The 18,085-nt window shown below is 67.5% G+C and carries 14 protein-coding genes; 3 read left to right on the forward strand and 11 right to left on the reverse strand.

The genetic code is table 11. The annotated features are described in order from the left end of the window. Positions 1-51: 51 nt before the first annotated feature. The 5 genes from ABZ807_RS26795 to ABZ807_RS26815 form a co-directional block, all read right to left on the reverse strand. Positions 52-1,173, reverse strand: a complete 1,122-nt coding sequence (locus tag ABZ807_RS26795) for a CDC27 family protein (protein WP_357163549.1) — start codon at positions 1,171-1,173, stop codon at positions 52-54. 27 nt (positions 1,174-1,200) lie between these two features. After that, positions 1,201-1,794, reverse strand: a complete 594-nt coding sequence (locus ABZ807_RS26800) for an N-acetyltransferase (protein ID WP_357163552.1) — start codon at positions 1,792-1,794, stop codon at positions 1,201-1,203. 83 nt (positions 1,795-1,877) lie between these two features. Then, on the reverse strand, positions 1,878-2,558 hold the full coding sequence (locus ABZ807_RS26805) for a GPP34 family phosphoprotein (RefSeq protein ID WP_357163555.1): 681 nt from the start codon (positions 2,556-2,558) through the stop codon (positions 1,878-1,880). 9 nt (positions 2,559-2,567) lie between these two features. Further along, positions 2,568-3,581 (reverse strand): acetamidase/formamidase family protein, encoded by a 1,014-nt coding sequence (locus tag ABZ807_RS26810; RefSeq protein WP_357163558.1) that lies wholly within the window; start codon positions 3,579-3,581, stop codon positions 2,568-2,570. After that, positions 3,578-4,984: an APC family permease gene (locus tag ABZ807_RS26815; RefSeq protein ID WP_357163561.1), complete on the reverse strand. Its 1,407-nt coding sequence runs from the start codon at positions 4,982-4,984 to the stop codon at positions 3,578-3,580. The genes ABZ807_RS26810 and ABZ807_RS26815 overlap by 4 nt, the downstream gene beginning before the upstream one ends. Positions 4,985-5,357: 373 nt before the next feature. On the opposite strand from ABZ807_RS26815, the gene ABZ807_RS26820 reads away from it, so the two are divergent. Continuing rightward, positions 5,358-6,827, forward strand: a complete 1,470-nt coding sequence (locus ABZ807_RS26820) for a helix-turn-helix transcriptional regulator (RefSeq protein WP_357163564.1) — start codon at positions 5,358-5,360, stop codon at positions 6,825-6,827. 14 nt (positions 6,828-6,841) lie between these two features. Beyond that, positions 6,842-7,474 carry a 2'-5' RNA ligase family protein gene (locus tag ABZ807_RS26825; RefSeq protein WP_357163567.1) on the forward strand — a complete coding sequence of 211 codons (633 nt, stop codon included), beginning with the start codon at positions 6,842-6,844 and terminating at the stop codon, positions 7,472-7,474. A gap of 28 nt (positions 7,475-7,502) precedes the next feature. Here the strand turns inward: ABZ807_RS26825 and ABZ807_RS26830 are convergent, their stop codons facing one another. From ABZ807_RS26830 to ABZ807_RS26845, 4 genes are all read right to left on the reverse strand, one after another. Then, positions 7,503-7,643: a hypothetical protein gene (locus tag ABZ807_RS26830; protein ID WP_357163570.1), complete on the reverse strand. Its 141-nt coding sequence runs from the start codon at positions 7,641-7,643 to the stop codon at positions 7,503-7,505. A 115-nt stretch (positions 7,644-7,758) separates the two neighbouring features. After that, a complete protein-coding gene (locus tag ABZ807_RS26835) occupies positions 7,759-7,902 on the reverse strand; it encodes a hypothetical protein (protein WP_357163573.1) in 144 nt (47 codons plus the stop codon). A gap of 570 nt (positions 7,903-8,472) precedes the next feature. Next, positions 8,473-9,411, reverse strand: a complete 939-nt coding sequence (locus tag ABZ807_RS26840; RefSeq protein ID WP_357163576.1) for a replication-relaxation family protein — start codon at positions 9,409-9,411, stop codon at positions 8,473-8,475. 429 nt (positions 9,412-9,840) lie between these two features. Continuing rightward, positions 9,841-10,635: a DUF2637 domain-containing protein gene (locus ABZ807_RS26845; protein ID WP_357163579.1), complete on the reverse strand. Its 795-nt coding sequence runs from the start codon at positions 10,633-10,635 to the stop codon at positions 9,841-9,843. 1,439 nt (positions 10,636-12,074) lie between these two features. On the opposite strand from ABZ807_RS26845, the gene ABZ807_RS26850 reads away from it, so the two are divergent. Then, positions 12,075-15,218: a type ISP restriction/modification enzyme gene (locus ABZ807_RS26850; RefSeq protein WP_357163582.1), complete on the forward strand. Its 3,144-nt coding sequence runs from the start codon at positions 12,075-12,077 to the stop codon at positions 15,216-15,218. A gap of 340 nt (positions 15,219-15,558) precedes the next feature. On the opposite strand, the gene ABZ807_RS26855 is transcribed toward ABZ807_RS26850, so the two are convergent. Beyond that, the gene (locus ABZ807_RS26855; RefSeq protein WP_357163585.1) at positions 15,559-17,229 is read right to left on the reverse strand and encodes a recombinase family protein; all 1,671 of its coding nucleotides are present in this window, start codon (positions 17,227-17,229) and stop codon (positions 15,559-15,561) included. Positions 17,230-17,246: 17 nt separating this feature from the next. Then, positions 17,247-18,085 (reverse strand): transposase (locus ABZ807_RS26860; protein ID WP_357163588.1); only part of this gene is annotated, 839 nt, incomplete at its 5' end.

Consider the following 18,085-nt stretch of genomic DNA (forward strand, 5'->3'; position numbering starts at 1 on the left):
TGGTTAGCGGTAGTTGGGGTGGGCGAGGTCGCCGACTGCGACGGTCAGCGCTCACCCGTCTTCGTGGTGGTGACTCTTGGTAGCGCACTCCTGCCAGATGCGGGCGAGGTGGTGGCTCATGCGGGCGGTGGCGGGGTGACCGGGGTGCTCGCGGCGGTGCGTGGCGATGGTGTCGGCGAGCAGATTCCGGGCGGCCTGACAGTGGCCGAGGTCATGCAGAACAAGAGCTGTTATGGCGTGAACGGCAAGGGTTCGGTGGCCGCGCGGGTCGTCACTGCTGGCGAGGTGTTCGCCGAGTCGCCGGTAGAGGTGGTAGGCGCGTTGGTGGTGGCCGGCACTGCGGTGGGCCGCAGCGAACAGGTGCAGGGCGTGCAGGCTGCGCCGGTCCGTGCTGCCGTAAAGGTGGTCGGTGCTGTAATGGGCGTACCCGGCCCAGGCGATGGCGGCGTCGAGCTGACCGAACCGTAGGTGTAGTTCGGTCAGGAGGATGGCGGCTTCGGCATGCACCAGGTGAGGCTGGCCAGTGGCGGGGTCGATGCCGGTGAGGCTGTCGTGCAGGAGCTGCCGGGCGCGTAGCGGATCGCCGAGGGCGAGGGCACGGGCGGCGGCGACCCGCTGTGCGCGTTCGGTCTCCCACCGGCTTGGACTCGATAGGGGGACCGCGCGCCAGGTGAGGGTGATATCGCGGGCGGTGGCGCCGACGGTGACGCGTGTCAGGATACGGTGAGCGTGCATGGCGGCCAGGTGTGGAGGCGTCGGTGTCTCCGCGGAAGCAGCGACGATCCGTGGGGCGTGTCGCAGGATCGCTCGACCGACATGATCGGCAATGACCACGACATCGACTGGTGGTCGCCAGCATTCTTCTCCGCAGCGATACGCCTGTGCCGCGTCGGCTGTCTCGGCGTGGGTCAGCGGGTGGTGGCAGAACTTGCAGTACATCAGCCCAGGACTGAGATAGGTCTTCCACGGTCCGGTGCCGTCCGCTGCGCGTTCCGCCTGGAGCGGTGGCGGAGCTGTGGCTTTGTTGACCCATTTCTGCACTAGGCGGGGATCGAGGTCCAACTGGCGGGCGACGGCGGTGACCGCGCCGTACGCCTTGACGGTGCGGGCGTCGGCGACGCGCTGGACGACCGCGTCCACCAGGTCGGGTGGGTATCTGCGAGGGAAGGGCATGATCTGTCCGTTGAGGGGGTGGACGGGTTAGGCGTGCTGGTCTTGCCAGCGGTTGCCCACCGGTCGCGCGGAAGTGATCGGCATCGGGCTGCTGGCGTGGTGGACGTTCCGGAGCATGGGGCGCAGGCTCGGCCCGTCCGGCACGGTGAGGGGCGGGCGGGGCGTGTACCGGTGGCGGGTGAGCAGGTGCTCCGCCTCCGCGGGAACGGCGGTCCAGGACGGCAGGCCGATGCGGTCGAGGCGGGCGCGGTGGTGAGCCAGCAGGGCGCCGCCGCGACCGTTTTGCTGATGGGTTGGGGATACGGCGAGGAACGCCAAGTGGTAGTGCGGCTCGGTGGGCTGCTGCTGCGCGAGCAGGCCCTCAAGGGCGATGAAGCGGTCAGCATGTGATCCAGCGGCCTCCACGAGGCGGGTCGTGTAGTTGGCCGGCGGCGGGATCGGCCGGTAGCGGTGGAATCCGACGATGGCGGCGGTGAGGTCGTCGGCGAGGTGTACGTCACCGAAGAACATCGCGTGCTCCGCCCATACCGCCAGGACGTCGGTCAGTACCTGGCGACGCTGCGCGGTGTCCGGCACCAGCCAGGCGGCGAGCGGGCCGGGGTGCAGGGCGTCGGCGATCAATACGGCGACGGTCTGCCTGTCTGGCCAGCGGGCGGCACGGATACGAACATTGGGGTCCACGGCGGCGTCATCTCCTCGGCGATCTATCGGTAGGTGGCGGTGGCTAGGTCACCGACCGCAGCGTCGACCGCAGCGGTGATCTCCCGAATCGGTCGGTGGTGCTGGGCGGCGATGGTCTTCAGGTGCGCGGTCAGCGTGGTGGTGTCGTCGTCGAGGTAGAGGTGGTCGGCCAGGCCGAGGACGGCGACGAGTCCAGCGAGGGCGGCGGTGTGGTTGTCGGGAGGTTCGCGGCCGGCAGCGAGGTAGCGCAGGCGGGCGCGGGCGACGACGGCCCACTTGTTGTCGGTGGCGAGGTAGGCATCGGCGCGGACCAGGCCGCCGAGGCGGCGGCGGGCGGTGTGGCGCAAGATGCCGGCGGCGACGAGTCCGGCGCGGGTGCGCTCGTACAGGTCGTCGGCGAAGCTGCGCAGGAACGCCTTCACGGTCGGGGTGGCGCGCGAGTAGTGGATCGCGGCGAGGGCGGTGTCGGCGATCAGGTCGCCGACCGGCTGGTCGGAGTTGAGGCGTAGCCACCGGTCTGCGGCCGGGTGGTCGTCGTAGGGATCGAGAGCGATCCGCCCGGTGAGGAACAGGTCGATCAGTACGCCGCCGGCCATGCCGAGGGCCAGCGCTTGGCGGTGCAAGTGCGGCTGGCCGGTGTCGTCGTTGTGCCCGAGCAGGAACAGCTCATCCCGCAGCGGCAGCTGGGGTATCGACGCGGTCATCAGATGTCCCTACTCCTGAGCTCCGGCAAGGTCCCGCAGCCGGGCGTGCGCGTCGCGGTAGGCGGGCAGCGATTGCGGGATCAGGGCCTTGTCGACGGCGGCGAGGACGGTGTAGTTGGGGTCGCAGACGTTGCCGATGGGTGCCCGCCCGGCCTGGGAGATGAGCTGGTAGGCGTCCAAGGTTTGCAGGCCGCATAGGTCGACGGTCCAGCCGGTGAGGTCCCGGTGAGCGATGCGGTAGGCGTCCTCCAGAGGCCTCGCGCAGCCGACCGACATGATCGCTGTGTCCGTTTCCAGGCGCGGCCAGGCGGTGTCGACGCCCTTGATGACCTCGACCGCCAAGGTCGTCACGGTGGCGATCTCCACGCCGACACCGCACGCTTCACCGTGGCCTTGTCGGGCGTGCCCGTCGCCGAGGGCCAGCATCGCCCCATGCACGTTCGCTCCCAGGTACAGGGTGGCGCCGGCGCGGAGTTCGGGAGTGTCAAGGTTCCCGCCGTAGTAGTCGGGGACGATCGTGGAGCGGGACTCCATGCCACCTGGGGCGACGCCCATGGTGCCGATCATTGGATCCAGCGGCAGGTCGACCGTGTGCTCGCTCGCGGTGGCCCGATAGCGGACCACCCCCGCAGCACGGTCGATGTCGTACACCCACACCCGCTCCTCCAGCGGCGGTTGCAGGGTGGCCGTGTGCGAAGTCGAGGTCAGCGCCCCGAAGTATGGGAACGTCGCCGACACGCCCCAGTCCCGGGCGGGGACGATGGAGACGATGTGCACGGCGAGGGTATCGCCGGGTTCGGCGTCCTCGACGAAGAACGGCCCCGACACCGGGTTCAGGTACGGCATGCGGCACACCTGCGATGGCAGGTCCGCAGGTCCCCGCACGAGGCCGCCGAAGCAGTCCTCGGTGTGCACCTGCAGGATGTCCCCGGAGCGGACGTGCGCGACCGGGAGACGCCCGCCGAAGGTGTAGGCCAGCTCGTCGCGGGCGGGCCGGTAGGTGAACGCGTTCATCGCGATCACACCCGCTCCATGTCGCGCCCGGCGGCCTCAGTGGCTGCCATGCCGGACAGCACGGGCCGCCGACCGGTCAAGTAGAGGCCGGCGAGGACCAGCACGCCGAGGGCGAGCCAGGCCAGGCCGAGACGCTGGGCGGCGATGTTGGCGTTCACCACCACGTACGCCAAGACGGCGAACCCGATGCCGGGCATGACCAGGTGCGCCCACCAATTGCCGCTGCGCTGGCGGATCAGATGGTGCACGACCACGGAAACGTGCAGGACGAGGAAGGCGACCATCGCCCCGAAGTTGATCAGCGACGACAGCAGCGTGATCCCGTCCGCCCGGGTCGCCATGTACAGGCCGAGGGCGAGGGACACGGCGCCGGTCAGCAGAGTGGCGTTGATCGGCACGCTGCGGCGCACTGACACCTTCGCCAGAAAGGCCGGTAGCTGTCGGTCGCGGGCCATCGCGTACAACAGCCTGGACGTGGCGACCTGCGCGACCATCGAGTTCGGCAACCCCCACGCGATCGCCGTCGCAACGGCGCACAAGGTGGCCAGCCACCCTCCGCCGGCTACCGCGGCGGCGTCGTAGAAGGCGGTGCCGTTCACGTCGCCCTCAGCTAGCAGCGTGTCGGGGGCGGGGACGAGCATCGCCGCGAGCCAGGTCTGCGCGATGAAGAGAACTCCGGCCAGGATGAGGACGGCGGCCATGGCGCGGCCGATCTGCCGGGCGCCGTCGCGGGTCTCCTCGGCCAGCATGCTGATCCCGTCGAAGCCGAGGAAGGACAGCACCGCGATCGACACCGCCCCCGCGACGAGGGACCAGGTGAAGGTGTCGGAGTTGTAGAAGGCGTCCCAGCTGAACCGGCCCTTGCCGGAGGCGAGAGCCCAGCCGGCGACAGCGAGGAACACCGCCAACACGACCAGTTCGCCGACGAGCATCACCCGGGTCACTACGGCGGTGAGGCGGATCCCGACCGAGTTGATGACCGTGTTGACCGCCACGAACCCGAGCAGCCACAGCCATACCGGCACCGCGGGAACGGTGGAGTGCATTGCCACCGATGCCACCAGGTACAGCAGTCCCGGCACGAGCACGTAGTCGAGCAGGATCACCCAGCCGGCCAGGAAACCGACCGGCGGGCTGATGCCCCGACCCGCGTAGTTGTAGACGCTGCCCGACATGGGGAACGCCTTCACCATCTGCGCGTAGGAGAACGCGGTGAACACCAACGCCACCACACCGACCGCGTAGGCGAGGGCGACCATGCCGCCGGAGCCGGCGTACACGCTGCCGAAGATTGCCATCGGTGCGATCGGCACCATGTACACCAGCCCATACGCCACCAGGTCACGCAATCGGAGCTGTCGGCTGAGTTCCTGTCGATAGCCGTAGCGGGCGAGATCATTCGAAGTTGTCATTGAGGATCCTTACGAGGGTGAGAAGCGCGAGCAGGAGACAGAGAGACGCCTGCCGGGTGGCCGAGAGAAACCTGACGGCAGCGGCGCCCCGATTGACGTTGCTTGGCAGCGACTCGATGTAGTCACCCGTGGTGGCTACGTCGAGACCGACGGTGATTCGATACGGCAAGCCTGCCAAGCGCATCTACGCAGATGGATCCCCAGGAGTGGCGAGATTTTTCCCCACCCGGCCGCGGCTGTGACCTGCACGAACTTTGATCAACTGAGGTGGATTTACCCACCCGAGGGCCGTCGGCCTCGTCAAGACCCGTACCGAACCTGGCCAGAGCGGCGATACCGTGCGACGGAAGGCCACACGTAGGAGGTGACCGCGATGGCGAGGACGACTGGCACCAAGGCACAGCGCGATCACGTGCGCCAGACACTGGCCGGATTCGGCGCTACGCCGACCGCCATCGCCGCCGAGCTGCAGCGACGCTTTGGACTGCGCCCTCGAGATGCCTTCCGACAGGCTCACGGTTGGACCCAGGACGCGGTGGCAGAGAAGCTGAACGCCAACGGGACTGGTTCGGCGACGTTCACCGGGGCACGGATCAGCGATTACGAGCGGTGGCCCTTCGGCGGTCGTCGACCCACCTTGGCCGCCTTAAACGCCCTGGCGCATGTCTTCGGGACCGAACCGAGCTGTCTGGTCGACCTCGACGACCTAGCCGCTATGCCGGACGCGGACCGAGAGGTTCTGAGCGGCCGGAACGCCGCCCCAATGCCCAATCGATCCGTCACAGCCTCAGCACCGCGTGGCGCGATGACCGAGCCTCTGCGGTGGGACCTCGGCGCTCTGCAGGACGAGACGGAATTGGTGATAGCGGTGTCAGAACGCACGGCCAGCTTCGGAGAATGGGCCCAGGCCTCTAACGTCGGGCCCTTCACCCTTGACGATGTCGCCGCCTCCACCCGCAGAATCGCTGTCGACTATCTGAGTGAGCCACCCGTCATCGTTTACGCCCGAGCCGGTCTTCTGGCGGATCGTGTGTTTCGCCTCTTGCAGACCGGGCGTCAGGATCCCGACCAGACTCGGGAGCTCTACACCTGGGCGGGTTACCTGTGCACATTGCTTGCCTGGATGGCCGGCGACCTCGGTCATCCCGCCGCCGCCGAATCCCAGGCCCGCACCGCATGGATGTGCGCTGAAACCGTCCGCGACAACACGCTCCGCGCGTGGGTCCTGTCGACGATCAGCAAGATTCACCTGTGGGAGCGGCGGTTCGAGGACGCGGCCAACGCCGCCGTACGCGGCTACGGCCACGCCGCCGAGGGAAGCGCGGCGGTCATGCTGGCTTGCCAGGAAGCCGACGCGTGGGCGGAGATCGGCGCTGCCGAGCCGGCCCGAGCGGCACTGCAACGGGCTGAGGAAGCCCGCCAACGCGCCAGCCGCGACCCGGTAGGTGGCCTCCTAGCCTGCGGCACGGTGCGCCAACACAACTACGCCGGTTCAGTGCTGCTTCGCATCGGCGAGGCCGCCAACGCCATCGAGCACGCCCAGCACGCCCTCACGGAAGCCGCCGCAGATCCCTCGGTCGCCTACGGCACACTGGCCCAAATCCGCATCTGGGCCGCCGCAGCGCACCTCAAAGCCGGCAGCCTCGATGGCGCGGTTTCGGTCCTGTCTCCGGTGCTCGCTCTGCCACCCGAACAGCGACTCGACCCGCTGGTGCACCGCCTGCGCGGCGTCGGCCGAAGCCTCGCCGGCGACCCGTCGCTGCGCACGAGCATCGAGGCCCGCAGTGTCCAAGCAGCCATCACCGAGTTCTGCGCCACCGGCGCCGCCCGTCAACTTCCGTGAGACCTGGAGAACCCATGGCAGTTCCGCACGCCACCGACGTCCGTAACCACTGGTACTGGCGACCGGGTTGGGGAATCGGCTCCCGCTTCTACACCTGGCACATCACCTTCGACGGACAACCCGAGGTCGAGGAACTCGCCGACCAGTACCGGTCCCTGCTGTCCTCGCAGTCCAGCCTCGATGTCATCCCGAACCGATGGCTGCACCTCACCATGCAGGGCATCGGCTTCGTTCAAGACGTCGCCACCGACGACGTCGACGCCATCGTTGCTGCCGCCAAGAGTCGCTGTGCACGGCTGACCCCGTTCAAGCTCACCATCGGCACCCCCCACGTCGATCCTGAGTCCATCCAGATCGCCGTTGACCCGGTCGAGCCCGTGCGGCAGCTACGCGCCGCCATCCGCACCGCCATCGCGGACGTCTGGGGGCAGGACCGAGTACCCGAGGCCGCCGAGCCCTACAACCCTCACCTCAGCCTGGCCTACACCAACACCTACGGCCCTGCGGCACCGCTTATCGAGGCTCTTTCCTCCGCTCCGAACCTCAGCGCCAGCGCAATGATCAACTCCTGCCAGCTCATCGTCCTCAACCGCGACGAGGGGATGTACGTGTGGGAACCGTACGCAACCATCGAGCTTGGATCCTGAGGCCGGTCTTCAGCGCCTGCCGCGCTAGCTAGTCGCCACTGGCCGTGCGTAGGTAGACGGTGCCGTAGTCGGGGCGGGGCTGACCGAAGACTTGCTCTGGGGCGATCTCCTGGCCACGCAGTTCGGGCGGCAGGTAGTAGGCGTTCTCGCGTCGGCGTGGGGCGTCCACGACTCGCTTCGTGGTGTGGCCGCGCGGCGGGGGTCGCCCTCTGCTGCGCAATGCTGACGGGGACCAGCGTTCGGGTGAGACGGGCTACGCCCGCCCCGAAGGGGGCGGGCGCAGGTCACGCGGCGCGTGGCGGTGCGGGTTGGTGCAGGCGGAGCAGGCGGGCGAGTGTGGCGGCTTGATCGACGGTGGGGAGGCCGGCTTCGGCGACCAGTGCTTGGATCTCGGTTTCGGTGTCGGGGTCGGTCAGGTGGCGGGCCATCGACATCGTCCCCGGCAGAACGGCAGGTTCGGGGTCAGGGTGTGCGGTCGGGGCCTCGCCGCCGGTTGTCCGCGTGGGCGGGGTCGGCGGCGACGGGTGTGTTGTGTTCGCGCGTGATCTCTGGTCACGGCGTGTGGCCATGTCCCTCCCAGGACGGCTCGTGGCGTGAGGTCAACGTGTGGGGCCATGGGCATCTCCTTCTCGGTGGTGGTAGGACTCGCTGGAAATCGATTGCCGGATTCCGCCGGCCGGAGTCGGCGGCGGCTCGACGGGTGGTGAAGGGCTGCGGACGGTACCTCTGGTGGCCACGGAAGTGAAGACGATCGCCACTCACCGCGACTCACAGCGGCGAGCCGCTGGCGTGAGTGCGAGCGCGAACGCTGTCGCCGCACGGCGTGGCTGACAGACTCTGACAGCTCCCGTCCGACGCGCGCAGTCCGCTCCGGTCGCCTCGGTGCGCGCCCGTACGGCGGGCGACGGCATCGCTCCGGCGGGGGTTGGCGCGTGCGGGCGGGTTCGGCAGCGTGTGCTGCCTACAGGCCGCCGAACGCGCCGCGTGTCCTGCTCTCATCAGGCGGCCCGCTCATCCGGGGCGGGCTGGTCGTGGGTGGGGTGTTCGTCGTCGTCGTGGTCGGTGTCGGTGTAGGGCAGGTCGATGAGTCGGTGACGACCGGCGCGGCCGGCGAGTTGCCAGACCTGGTGAGCGGGGCTGGCCGCGAGTGCGGTGCGCAGTTCGGCGGTGGTGGTGGCGATGACTGTCTCCAAGCCGACGCAGGCGATCCGGTGGTGCAGGTTCGCCTCGCGGCGGGCGGAGGGTAGGTGAAACAACACCGGCCATGCCCAGGTGCTCATGGTGTACAGCCGCTCGTACTTGATGACCTTGTCGATGAGGACCTGGAGGTGTTCGCCTCCGGTGTCGTACTCGAGGAAGAACGGCACCGACCGTCCGCGCTCGGTCCACACCCCGGCGCCGTCCGGGCGGGGGAAGCCGGTCGCTCCGGCGAGGATGACGTGCGGGTCTGCGCCTTCGCGGTACAGGGTGCCGGGTTCGTGGTAGGCCGACGCGGGCTGCCAGCGGATCAGGTCGCCCTCGGGGTGGGTGCGGGCGTGGGCGGCGAGGTCGATGAAGACCTGATTGCCGCCGAGCAGGTGCGGCAGGTCCGGCCGGCTGGTCAACGATTGTTTGCGGCGGCGGGCCTGGTCCCGGCGGCCTCGCGGGAGTCCGCGTTGGGCGTGGACGTGGTCGTAGCCGAGTTGGTCCAGGAGGTAGTGGTAGGGGTGCGAGCCGCCGTCGGCCTTGTTAGGTCGGAACCGGTCCACCGCCCGCAGGGCGGTGAGGCGGCGTAGCCGGCGTTGGGCGAAGTCCAGGGACGGGAACAGGGCGGCGGCGATCTGGTCGGTGGTGAACACGCCGTGGTCATAGAGCCAGCCCAGCAACCGATCGTCACGGGCGGTGATGCTGGCCTGCAGGCGAAGCAGCGGATCCGCGGTCGGTAGGTGTTTACCCATGGTCAGAAGCCCCTGGGGGGAGACCCGAGACTGGAGGGTCTGTCTGGAGCGATCCCAGACTCCTGACAGCGGCGCTGACCTGGGCTGTGAGCGGCCGTGAGGGGTCAGGTTGGGAGTCAGGATCAAGACGGACGGTCAAACGGAGATCGGCACTGACTGCTGAACCGCCGGGCACAACGGGTGCCGGGCGACGGTGCCGCGAGAGTTCGCGTGAGTCCGGTCGGCGACGCCGGTGGAGGTCGTCGGGTTGGGTCGTCATCGTTGTAGCTCCAAGGTCGAAGATGTGGGTGGGTGTGCGGTGTGCGCCGACCGCTGCGGCGGGAACGCGCTGACAGGTCTGGTCCGGTTGTGTGAGCTGCCGCGCCTCCGGGGAGACGCGGGTCTGACAGCGGCGGCTCGATCTGACAGAAGCCGTGGGTCGAAGTTCTGTCACGCGGCCTCCGGCGGTGACAGATCCGGTGCGGGCGGGGTGGTCTCGGCTCGCAGGGCGCGCACGAGCGCGGAGGCGGTGGCGTTGGACAGCTGATGCCCGTCCGCGCGTAGCTGGTGGGCGAGGGCCTTGCGGGACAGCGGTGTCCCCTCGGCGGTGAGGGTGCGGGCGGCGGTCCGGGCGGCCGGCACCAGCGCGGCGACCTCCGGACCGTCCTCGTCTGTGGGGGCCTCGGTGTCCCGGCAGTCCGGGACCGCCGACGGTTGGTCCGTGACGGCGGGGACCGCGATCCTGGAGTCCGGGACCGCGGCGGCGGTGACGGGGACCGGCGCTTCGGGGTCCGGAACCGACGCGTCGGCAGCGGACGTCGGTCCGGGCTTCGTCCGCTCGAGCTGAGTGGTCTGGTTGGGCGGGTGGGGGTCGGCGCGGCCGAGTGCGATCTTCACCATCGCTAGGAAGCCAAGGGCCGGCAGGGCGGCGGCGATCCAGCCGATCACCGACGCCTCCGCCTCTACCACCTGCGCGGCCAGCGACAGCAGCACCGCTACCACGAGCATCGCGGCGGGAAAGGCGACGGATGTGCCGAGGCGCCGCTTGCGGCGCAGCTCCAGACCGGCGGCGATCGACATCAACTCCAGCACGATCGCGTCGGCCCAGGCCAGCCAGCCCGGCTGCCCGTGCGCGGCGGCGACGTCGTGCACGTGGGTGAACGACGCCGCGCCGGCCGCGCCGCCGATCAGCAGCATGATCGCCACCTGGGCGCGGTCCTCCCACCGCCCCCGCGTCGTAGTCACCGCGGTGGGTAAGTCGGGGTGTCGTTGGTCAGGTGTCGCCAACGGCCCACCACCTGGGTCCAGACGGCGCGTGCACGGCCGCGGTCGGCGTTGTCGTGTGACGGCGGTCCGGGATGGCAGCCGCCGTCACGGACGGGTTGGTGTGGTGCGGCATCACGTTTTGCTCCTCGAACTGGGTTGCAGGTTGCAGGTGCGGGCGTGGAAGGGATCGGCCCCGGGTCACGCCTGGCCCCTCGGATCAGCTCCCTGGCAGGCGCGACCCTGCCGGGTGACGCCCGGCCGGGCGGACCCCTCGTACTGCAGGGGACGGCAAACAGTCGCTATGGTCGAGTCAACGAACACGCCCCACCCCGGGCAGGGGCAGGGGCAGGGCAGCAGGCGTCGTCACAACCCGCACAGCAGGCTGCGGTCAACACGTGGACATAGGGCAAACGGCCAAGCCGAGCCACACCAGCTCAGGACTCACCACCGCCAGCGCTGTCGGAGCGCTCAGGTGGTGCGGCGGCTCAACTCGCCGACAGACGATCCTTCATGCGGGGCCCCCTACTCTCAACGCCCCGCGCGGCGTCGGCACGAACAACGGCAGGCACCCTGTCCGGGGTGCCTGCCCGCTGCGTGTGTGGCCGACCGCGCCAACCGGCGCTGCGGGAACGTAACTCCATTACGCCCCGGAAAGCCGATGAAGTCAACCACCAATTCGCAACAGATTGGCCACCGAGTCTTGCCAACGGTCCGAATAGGTGCTATCAGGTCCGCCTCCGTTCGTCGCGGTCGTCCTCAGTCCGGCCCGACACGGCAAAAAATTTTTGGCAGGCTCGCTTGTTGGGACGCGGCTTCTTGCACGTGGACTCGACGCGGAGCCAGTGGGCAGCCGGCGCACGCCAGCCAGCACGTCAGGGCGCTGTTACGACAGCTTCTGCGGTAGTTCGGTCGGTCAGGGGCGGGTGTCGGTAAGCGGCACCGGTGTGGTTGTCCACGTGCTGGACCCTCAGGTCGGCGAGGAAATTGCCGAGCCAGCCGGTCGCGTCCAGTGGCCAGTGGCCAGTGGGCCAGAGTCGCCCGCTTGACCTGGGTGTCGCCGGGACGGCTCTGCCGTGCGTACCTATGGGCATCATGCGGTTAGCCAGATGTGCACTGCCGGCATTGATCTCTCTCGCTACCTGCCGCATGCTGTAAGGATACGGCGGGAGGTCGGTCGATGACTTCGGGTAGCCATGGCGAGCTGGGTGGTTGCGGCATGTGCACGACCAACCCGATCCAGACGAGGGCGCATGGCTAGGAGCGCCCGCACCCGCAGCGCGGCCGAAGTGCCCGGTCCTAGGGGCTCTGCTGAGGCGTATGGCGCCGTGCTTGAGGCGGCAGTTTCTCGCTTCGGCGCTTCCGTCGCGCCGGTGCTTCAGCGGGGCCTGGCTGCTCCGGAGGACACTCTGCGGGCGCCAATGGTCGAGCTTCTCAGTGCGGCTGGACGGGCGATCGGCTGCCCGGTTAGGGCGCATGGCGAGGTCCGCCTCCCGGATCTTGCTATCCGCCCTGACTACTTGATCGACGTCGACGGAGCCCCGATTGGGTATGTGGAACTGAAGGCGCCGGGTCGGGGCGTTCCCAGCCACGGTTGGCATCCCACGGCGCGGGAACGTAAGCAATGGGCCCAGCTTCAGTTGCTTCCGAATGTTTTGTACAGCGACGGTCAGTCATTCGCGGTATATCGCTGGGGAGAGCTGCAGGGGCCAGTGGCACGGGTGGAAGGCGACCTGCACCGGGCAGGTGCGCGGCTTCGACCCGCAGACGCCAACCTGGCGCTCGCGCTCCATGCTTTCCTTGCGTGGCGTCCACGTCCACATCGCCGCCTCGAACATCTGGTCCGAGACGCGGCGCGACTTTGTCGATTGTTGCGCGACGAGGTGTTGGACACCCTTGGTCAAGAGCGGCTTGGCGGGAGGGTACGGCTCTTCAGTGATCATCTAGCCGACTGGCGCACCTGGCTATTTCCGCACTTGAGCGAGGAGTTGTTCGCCGACGCTTACGCGCAGACCGTCACATTTGGGCTGCTTCTGGCGCGCCGGTCAGGGATCGAGTTCGAGGGCAAGGAACTGCCGACGCTCGGGCGAGAGCTGGCAAAGAACCACCTTCTCGTCGGGCGAGCGTTGGCTATCCTCACCGAGGACCACGGTGGTCCTAGCATTGAGCAGCGCAGCGTGGCTCTGCAAACGCTGCGGCGCGCCATCGCGGCCAGTGACTGGACGGATTGGCGGACCGACACGTCCGACCAGCTGTATGAACACTTCTTGGAGCTGTACGACCCAGCGGTACGACGGGGAAGTGGCGCCTACTTCACGCCGCAACCAGTCGCAGACTTCATGGTCCAGTTCGTCGACAGCATCCTGCACGAAAAGTTGCAACGACGGCTCGGCCTCGCCGACCGCGACGTAGTCGTCGTCGATCCGGCTATGGGCACCGGCACCTTCCTGTTGAGCGTCATTGCACGTGTAGCGGAGACGATTGCAGCCGACCACGGAGACGAGCCGGCCGAACTCCGTGCCCTCCTCGGCCGATTAGTCGGCTTTGAACGCCAGATCGCGCCTTTCGCCGTAGCCGAATTGCGGCTGCACCAGGATCTCGCAGCGAGGGGATTAGAAGTCACCGACGAGAAGGTCAGATTCTACGTCACTGACACCCTGGATGATCCTAATGTAGAGACGCTTGTCAGCCCGTACGTATACCGCCCACTCGCTGATTCCCGGACGCAGGCGATCAAGGTCAAGACCGAGGAACGAGTCATGGTCGTTCTCGGCAACCCACCCTACCTCGAACGCGCCAAGAATCAGGGAGGGCTCGTACTCGCCAGCAACAAGGGAAAGTCGAGCATGCTTGACGCCTTTCGAGGCACGGGTACCGGTCGACTCGAATTCAAACTGCACAACTTGAACATCTACTTCTGGCGCTGGGCCACCTGGAAGGTATTCGAGGCGCATCCAGAGCACCCCGAGGGAGTCGTGGCATTCGTTTGCACGTCGGCCTATACGACCGGACCAGGCTTCGCCGGCATGCGCGAGTACCTGCGACGGCAGGCGGACTGGGGTTGGATCATCGATCTCTCTCCTGAGGGGCATCAGCCCGAGGTGCCGACGCGCGTCTTCCCAGACGTGCAGCAGCCATTGTGCATCGGCGTATTCGGACGTACCAAGACGGCCGATAAAGAAACACCTGCCAGGATTCGCTACATTGCCCTTTCCGGGACCAGGCAAGAAAAATTTGACGCCCTCCAGAAACTGACTGCCGCAAGCGGTCGATGGTTGGACTGCCCAACGAAGTGGTCAGCACCCTTCCGTCCCGCATCGCAGGCCGTATGGAACGACTGTATTGCGCTCGCCGACCTGATGCCGTGGCAATCCCCAGGTATCAAACCCAACCGAACATGGGTTTACGCGCCGGACGAAGAAACGCTGGCCGAGCGGTGGCGGCGCCTAAGCTTGGCTCCCCTAGCAGAACGACCACAGCTCATGAAGGAAACTCGGGATAGGATAATCGGCCTCGCACTCTCGCCGCACTTCGACGCCACCGGTCAGCCCGCGTCACTGGCTGGCGACATCGACCCGCGGGTATCCATCATGCGCATATCGTTTCGGAGCTTCGACCGGCAGTATGTCATCGCCGACCGAAGGGTCGTCGACTTCGCCCGTCCCGATCTGTGGTCCACATGCGGAACGCATCAAACGTATCTGACAACATTGTTCGCGGAATCGGTAACTTCCGGACCAGCCGTCGTGTTCGCCGCTGAAGTGCCCGACGCCCACCACTACATGGGCCACCATGGAGGCAAGGTACTACCTAAATACCGTGACGCCAGCGGTGATCAACCCAACATCGCGCCTGGCTTGATCGAGCACCTTTCTCGTCAGTTCGGGACCCACGTTACCTGCGACGACGTGCTCGCCTATGTTGCCGCAGTGGCGTCGCATCCCGGCTTCCCGACACGATTCCGTTCGGAGCTTCGTACCCCGGGAGTACGGATTCCGTTGACATTGAACCCCGACCTTTGGCGTAGAGCAGTCAGCCTCGGAGAACGAGTAATCTGGCTCCAGACTTATGGTGAGCGTTATGCCTGCTCAGCGGCCGGCCGTCCACAGGGACCTCCGAGAGAACTGCGGCCCGATGTCCTCGTGCCCGTACCAGGGGCACCAGACCACATGCCCGAATGCATCACGTACGATCGGGACAGCTCGACCCTGTACGTTGGCGAAGGAGCCCTCGGTCCCGTTCCCGCAGCGGTGTGGGATTACGACGTGTGCGGCACAAAGGTTGTCAAGAAATGGTTTGACTACCGCTCAAGAAAGCCCCGCGTGCGCAAATCGTCCCCACTAAACGAGATCGTCGCCACCAAGTGGGACTTCACTGACGACCTTCGAAATTTGCTAGCCGTACTCCATGGATGTGTGCTCCTCGAACCGCAGCAGGATGACTTACTGGAAGCCATCCTTGATGGACCGCTCCTCAGGGCGACAGGGCTTGAGGACTCCGGCATGCTGCCACCGGCAGCTGAAGCGAAACAGCCGATCATTGAAGCTCAGCCACCCCTCTTCTAATGACATGGTCAGTTGAACCGCGCCTCGCGCCCTGCCCGTCCATCCAGCACGAAGCAGCCGGCGCGACCGCGCGTCTCATCCTCGACTACGGCAAGCCCCGCGACGACGTCCAGCGCGCCAGGTTAGCAACGATCGAGCTGTGCCGCTGTAACACGCTATCGGCCTCGAACAGCGCCAGTATGTGTATGCCGACCGTGGTGGCGTCTGCGAGATTGCCGCGGCTTCTGGCGTTAACTCCTGCGGCCCGCTGCGTCAATTCCGCTCGTAGGGCACGCGGCACCTTGCATGCCATGCCATGACGGCGGCGCCGAGACGAACAGTCCGACGCCGCCGTGCACGATCAGGCCGCTTGGTCCTGCGGGCCAAACTTCCACCGCCAGTCCAAGCGGTGACGGCCGAACGTTCGGCGTTCACCCTTGAACCCGGCGCGTAGGAGTTTGATGTCGGCAACGAGTCGAATGATCTCCCGCTTGACCGGGATGTCGTCACCGAGTTCCTGCCACGCCTGCACCGCCTGATCCCCGATGCGCCCGCGCAGCACGGCGGGGATCCCGGCGTCGGCGGCGCGTTGCTCGTGCTCGGCGATCTGCGCCAGCAGGCCCTTCTCGGCGCGGGCGTAGGCGATCGCGGTGACCTCGCCCTCCTCACCCAACTTCCGCCAATCCTCCAACTCCCCCCGCAACCGCTGTGCCTCCGCGCGGGCGTGCGCCACTTCCTCGTCGCTGGCGCTGGCGGGGGTCAAGATGTCGTACACGTCGGGACGGGACAGCCACGCCACCACCGTGCGTTGCACATACTCATCGAGGAACTCGGCCTTCACCGCGGCGCACCGCTTGTGCAGGCACGAGCACACCTGGCCAGTCCAGCCATGCCGGTTGACCCGCTGCGACGACAACGGCCCGTCACACACGCCGCAGCGCACCAGGTAGGACAGCAAGTGAACCGCCCGCGCCGGTCGTGTTGTCGTGCGGGACGGGTCGCCTAGCATGCGCACCACCGACCAGTACGTCTCCTCCTCGACCAGGGCGGGCCAGATGCCGTCGCCGACAATCTCCCCGCGCAGCACCCGCTTGCCGATGTAGGCCGGGTTCATCACCTGCATGCGCAGGATCCCCCGCCGCCAGATCCCACCCCCGGAGGCGGGGATCCCGAGCCGGTTGAGTTCGGCCTCGAGCGCGGTAAGCGGCGTGCCCTCGGAGATCTTGCGGAAGTTGTCCCGCACTACCTGCGCGTGCGAGTACTCCGTCACCGTGCCATCGGCGGCCACCGCCATGCGGATCTCCGTGTCGGGTTCCTGGCGTAGCAGGGCTTTGGTGCGCTGGTCGTAGATCCGCCGGTACCCGTAGGTGATCTTTCCGTGCGGGCGGCCGGCTTCGGCGGCGCCGACGATGCCGCGTAGCACGTTGTCGCGGATCGAGTCGGCCATCCACTCGGCCTGCACGGCCTGGAAGCCGAGCATCATCCGGTCGTTCTTGTCCCGCAGGTCATACAAGACTCCGCCGACGAGCCAGAAGTACAGGCCGAATTCGTGGCACATGTCCCGGATCTTCACGAACACCGCGAGGTCCCGTTCCTTGCGGGAGATCTCCCAGACCACCAGCACGTCACCCTTGCCCGCGCGGCGGCGGTGCTGCGACTGGCGCTGCTCGACTGGCGCGCTGGCACGGTCGAACCGTACGCCGAACTGACCGAATGCTGGAACGCCATGATCGATGCCGACGGATTGATCGTGGCCGTGGTCGGCAACGAGGTCCGGCTCGTCGAGCCGCACGGTGGACAGCCGGTCGCCCGCGTCGCCATGCCGGCCGAGATTGAACCCTGGACACTGGCGATCAGCCCGGATGGACGCGTGATCCTCGCCGGCGACAACCAGGGCGGGGTGCACATCCTTCACGCACCGCCGGCCTGAGAGACCGATCGATCCAGAACGCCAGCAACGCAACCAGCTCCACCAAATCCGAACACCTTCACCAACCCACCGCGCCACCGCGGCCAAGTCAAGATCCTTCATCCCTCGACTTTCGCGCTCTATGCGGCTGCGAGTGCCCATGCTCGCTGGACCTGGCGGATTTCTGCGTTGGTGGGTTGGGCTGGGCGAGAGCCCATAAAGCGAGCGGCGATGAGGGTGCGTCGCAGCGTGGTGAGCATGTCCGTGAACGACGGGTCGGTCTTTGACAGATACCACGGTGCGTGGATCCGGCGGTCGGTGACGATCCCGGACCGGTGGCCGTGCATCGTGTACCACAGCACGACGAGGGTGTAGACGTACATCCCGAACGCCCAGGTGCGCGTCACCGCTTGTTCGGTGCGGTTGCGGGCCTGGCCGACGCCGAGGGTCTGCCGGGTGTCGAAGAACGTCACCTCGATCGCCCACCGGGCGGCGTAACGAGCCACCAGATCAGCGCCGGTGACGCTCAGATCGGTGGTGATCAGGGCCAGCATCGGCCCCTTTTCCCGGTCTCGGACGAGGACCATCCGTACCCGTTGGGGTCCGAACACCCGGTACCAGAGGCAGTCGAGCACCGCGATGCGCACTGTGTCGACCCGCCCGTAACGCGCCACAGCCACCGTCTGCCACGTCGCGGTAGCGGCGGCCTGCGCGGGGGTACCGATCCGGTCGCCCTTCAACCGTGGCCGTCCCCGCTTACCGGTGGGGGCCGGTGCACGGTGGTACACCACCGCGTTGCGGGGCAGCCGGGTCGTCCAGGAGATCTGAGCGGGCAGGTCTCGCAGGCCCTTGCCGTGGTAGGCGGCGTCGGCGACCACGTGGATCCGCCGGCCCGGCACCCGCCCAGCGATGGCCGTGACCATCTGCGCCGCGAGGTCGACCGTCGAGGCAGTGCCTTTACCCCGCCACCGCCGGCACA

It is taken from the genome of Micromonospora sp. NPDC047548, assembly GCF_040642975.1.
Taxonomy (GTDB): Bacteria; Actinomycetota; Actinomycetes; order Mycobacteriales; family Micromonosporaceae; genus Micromonospora.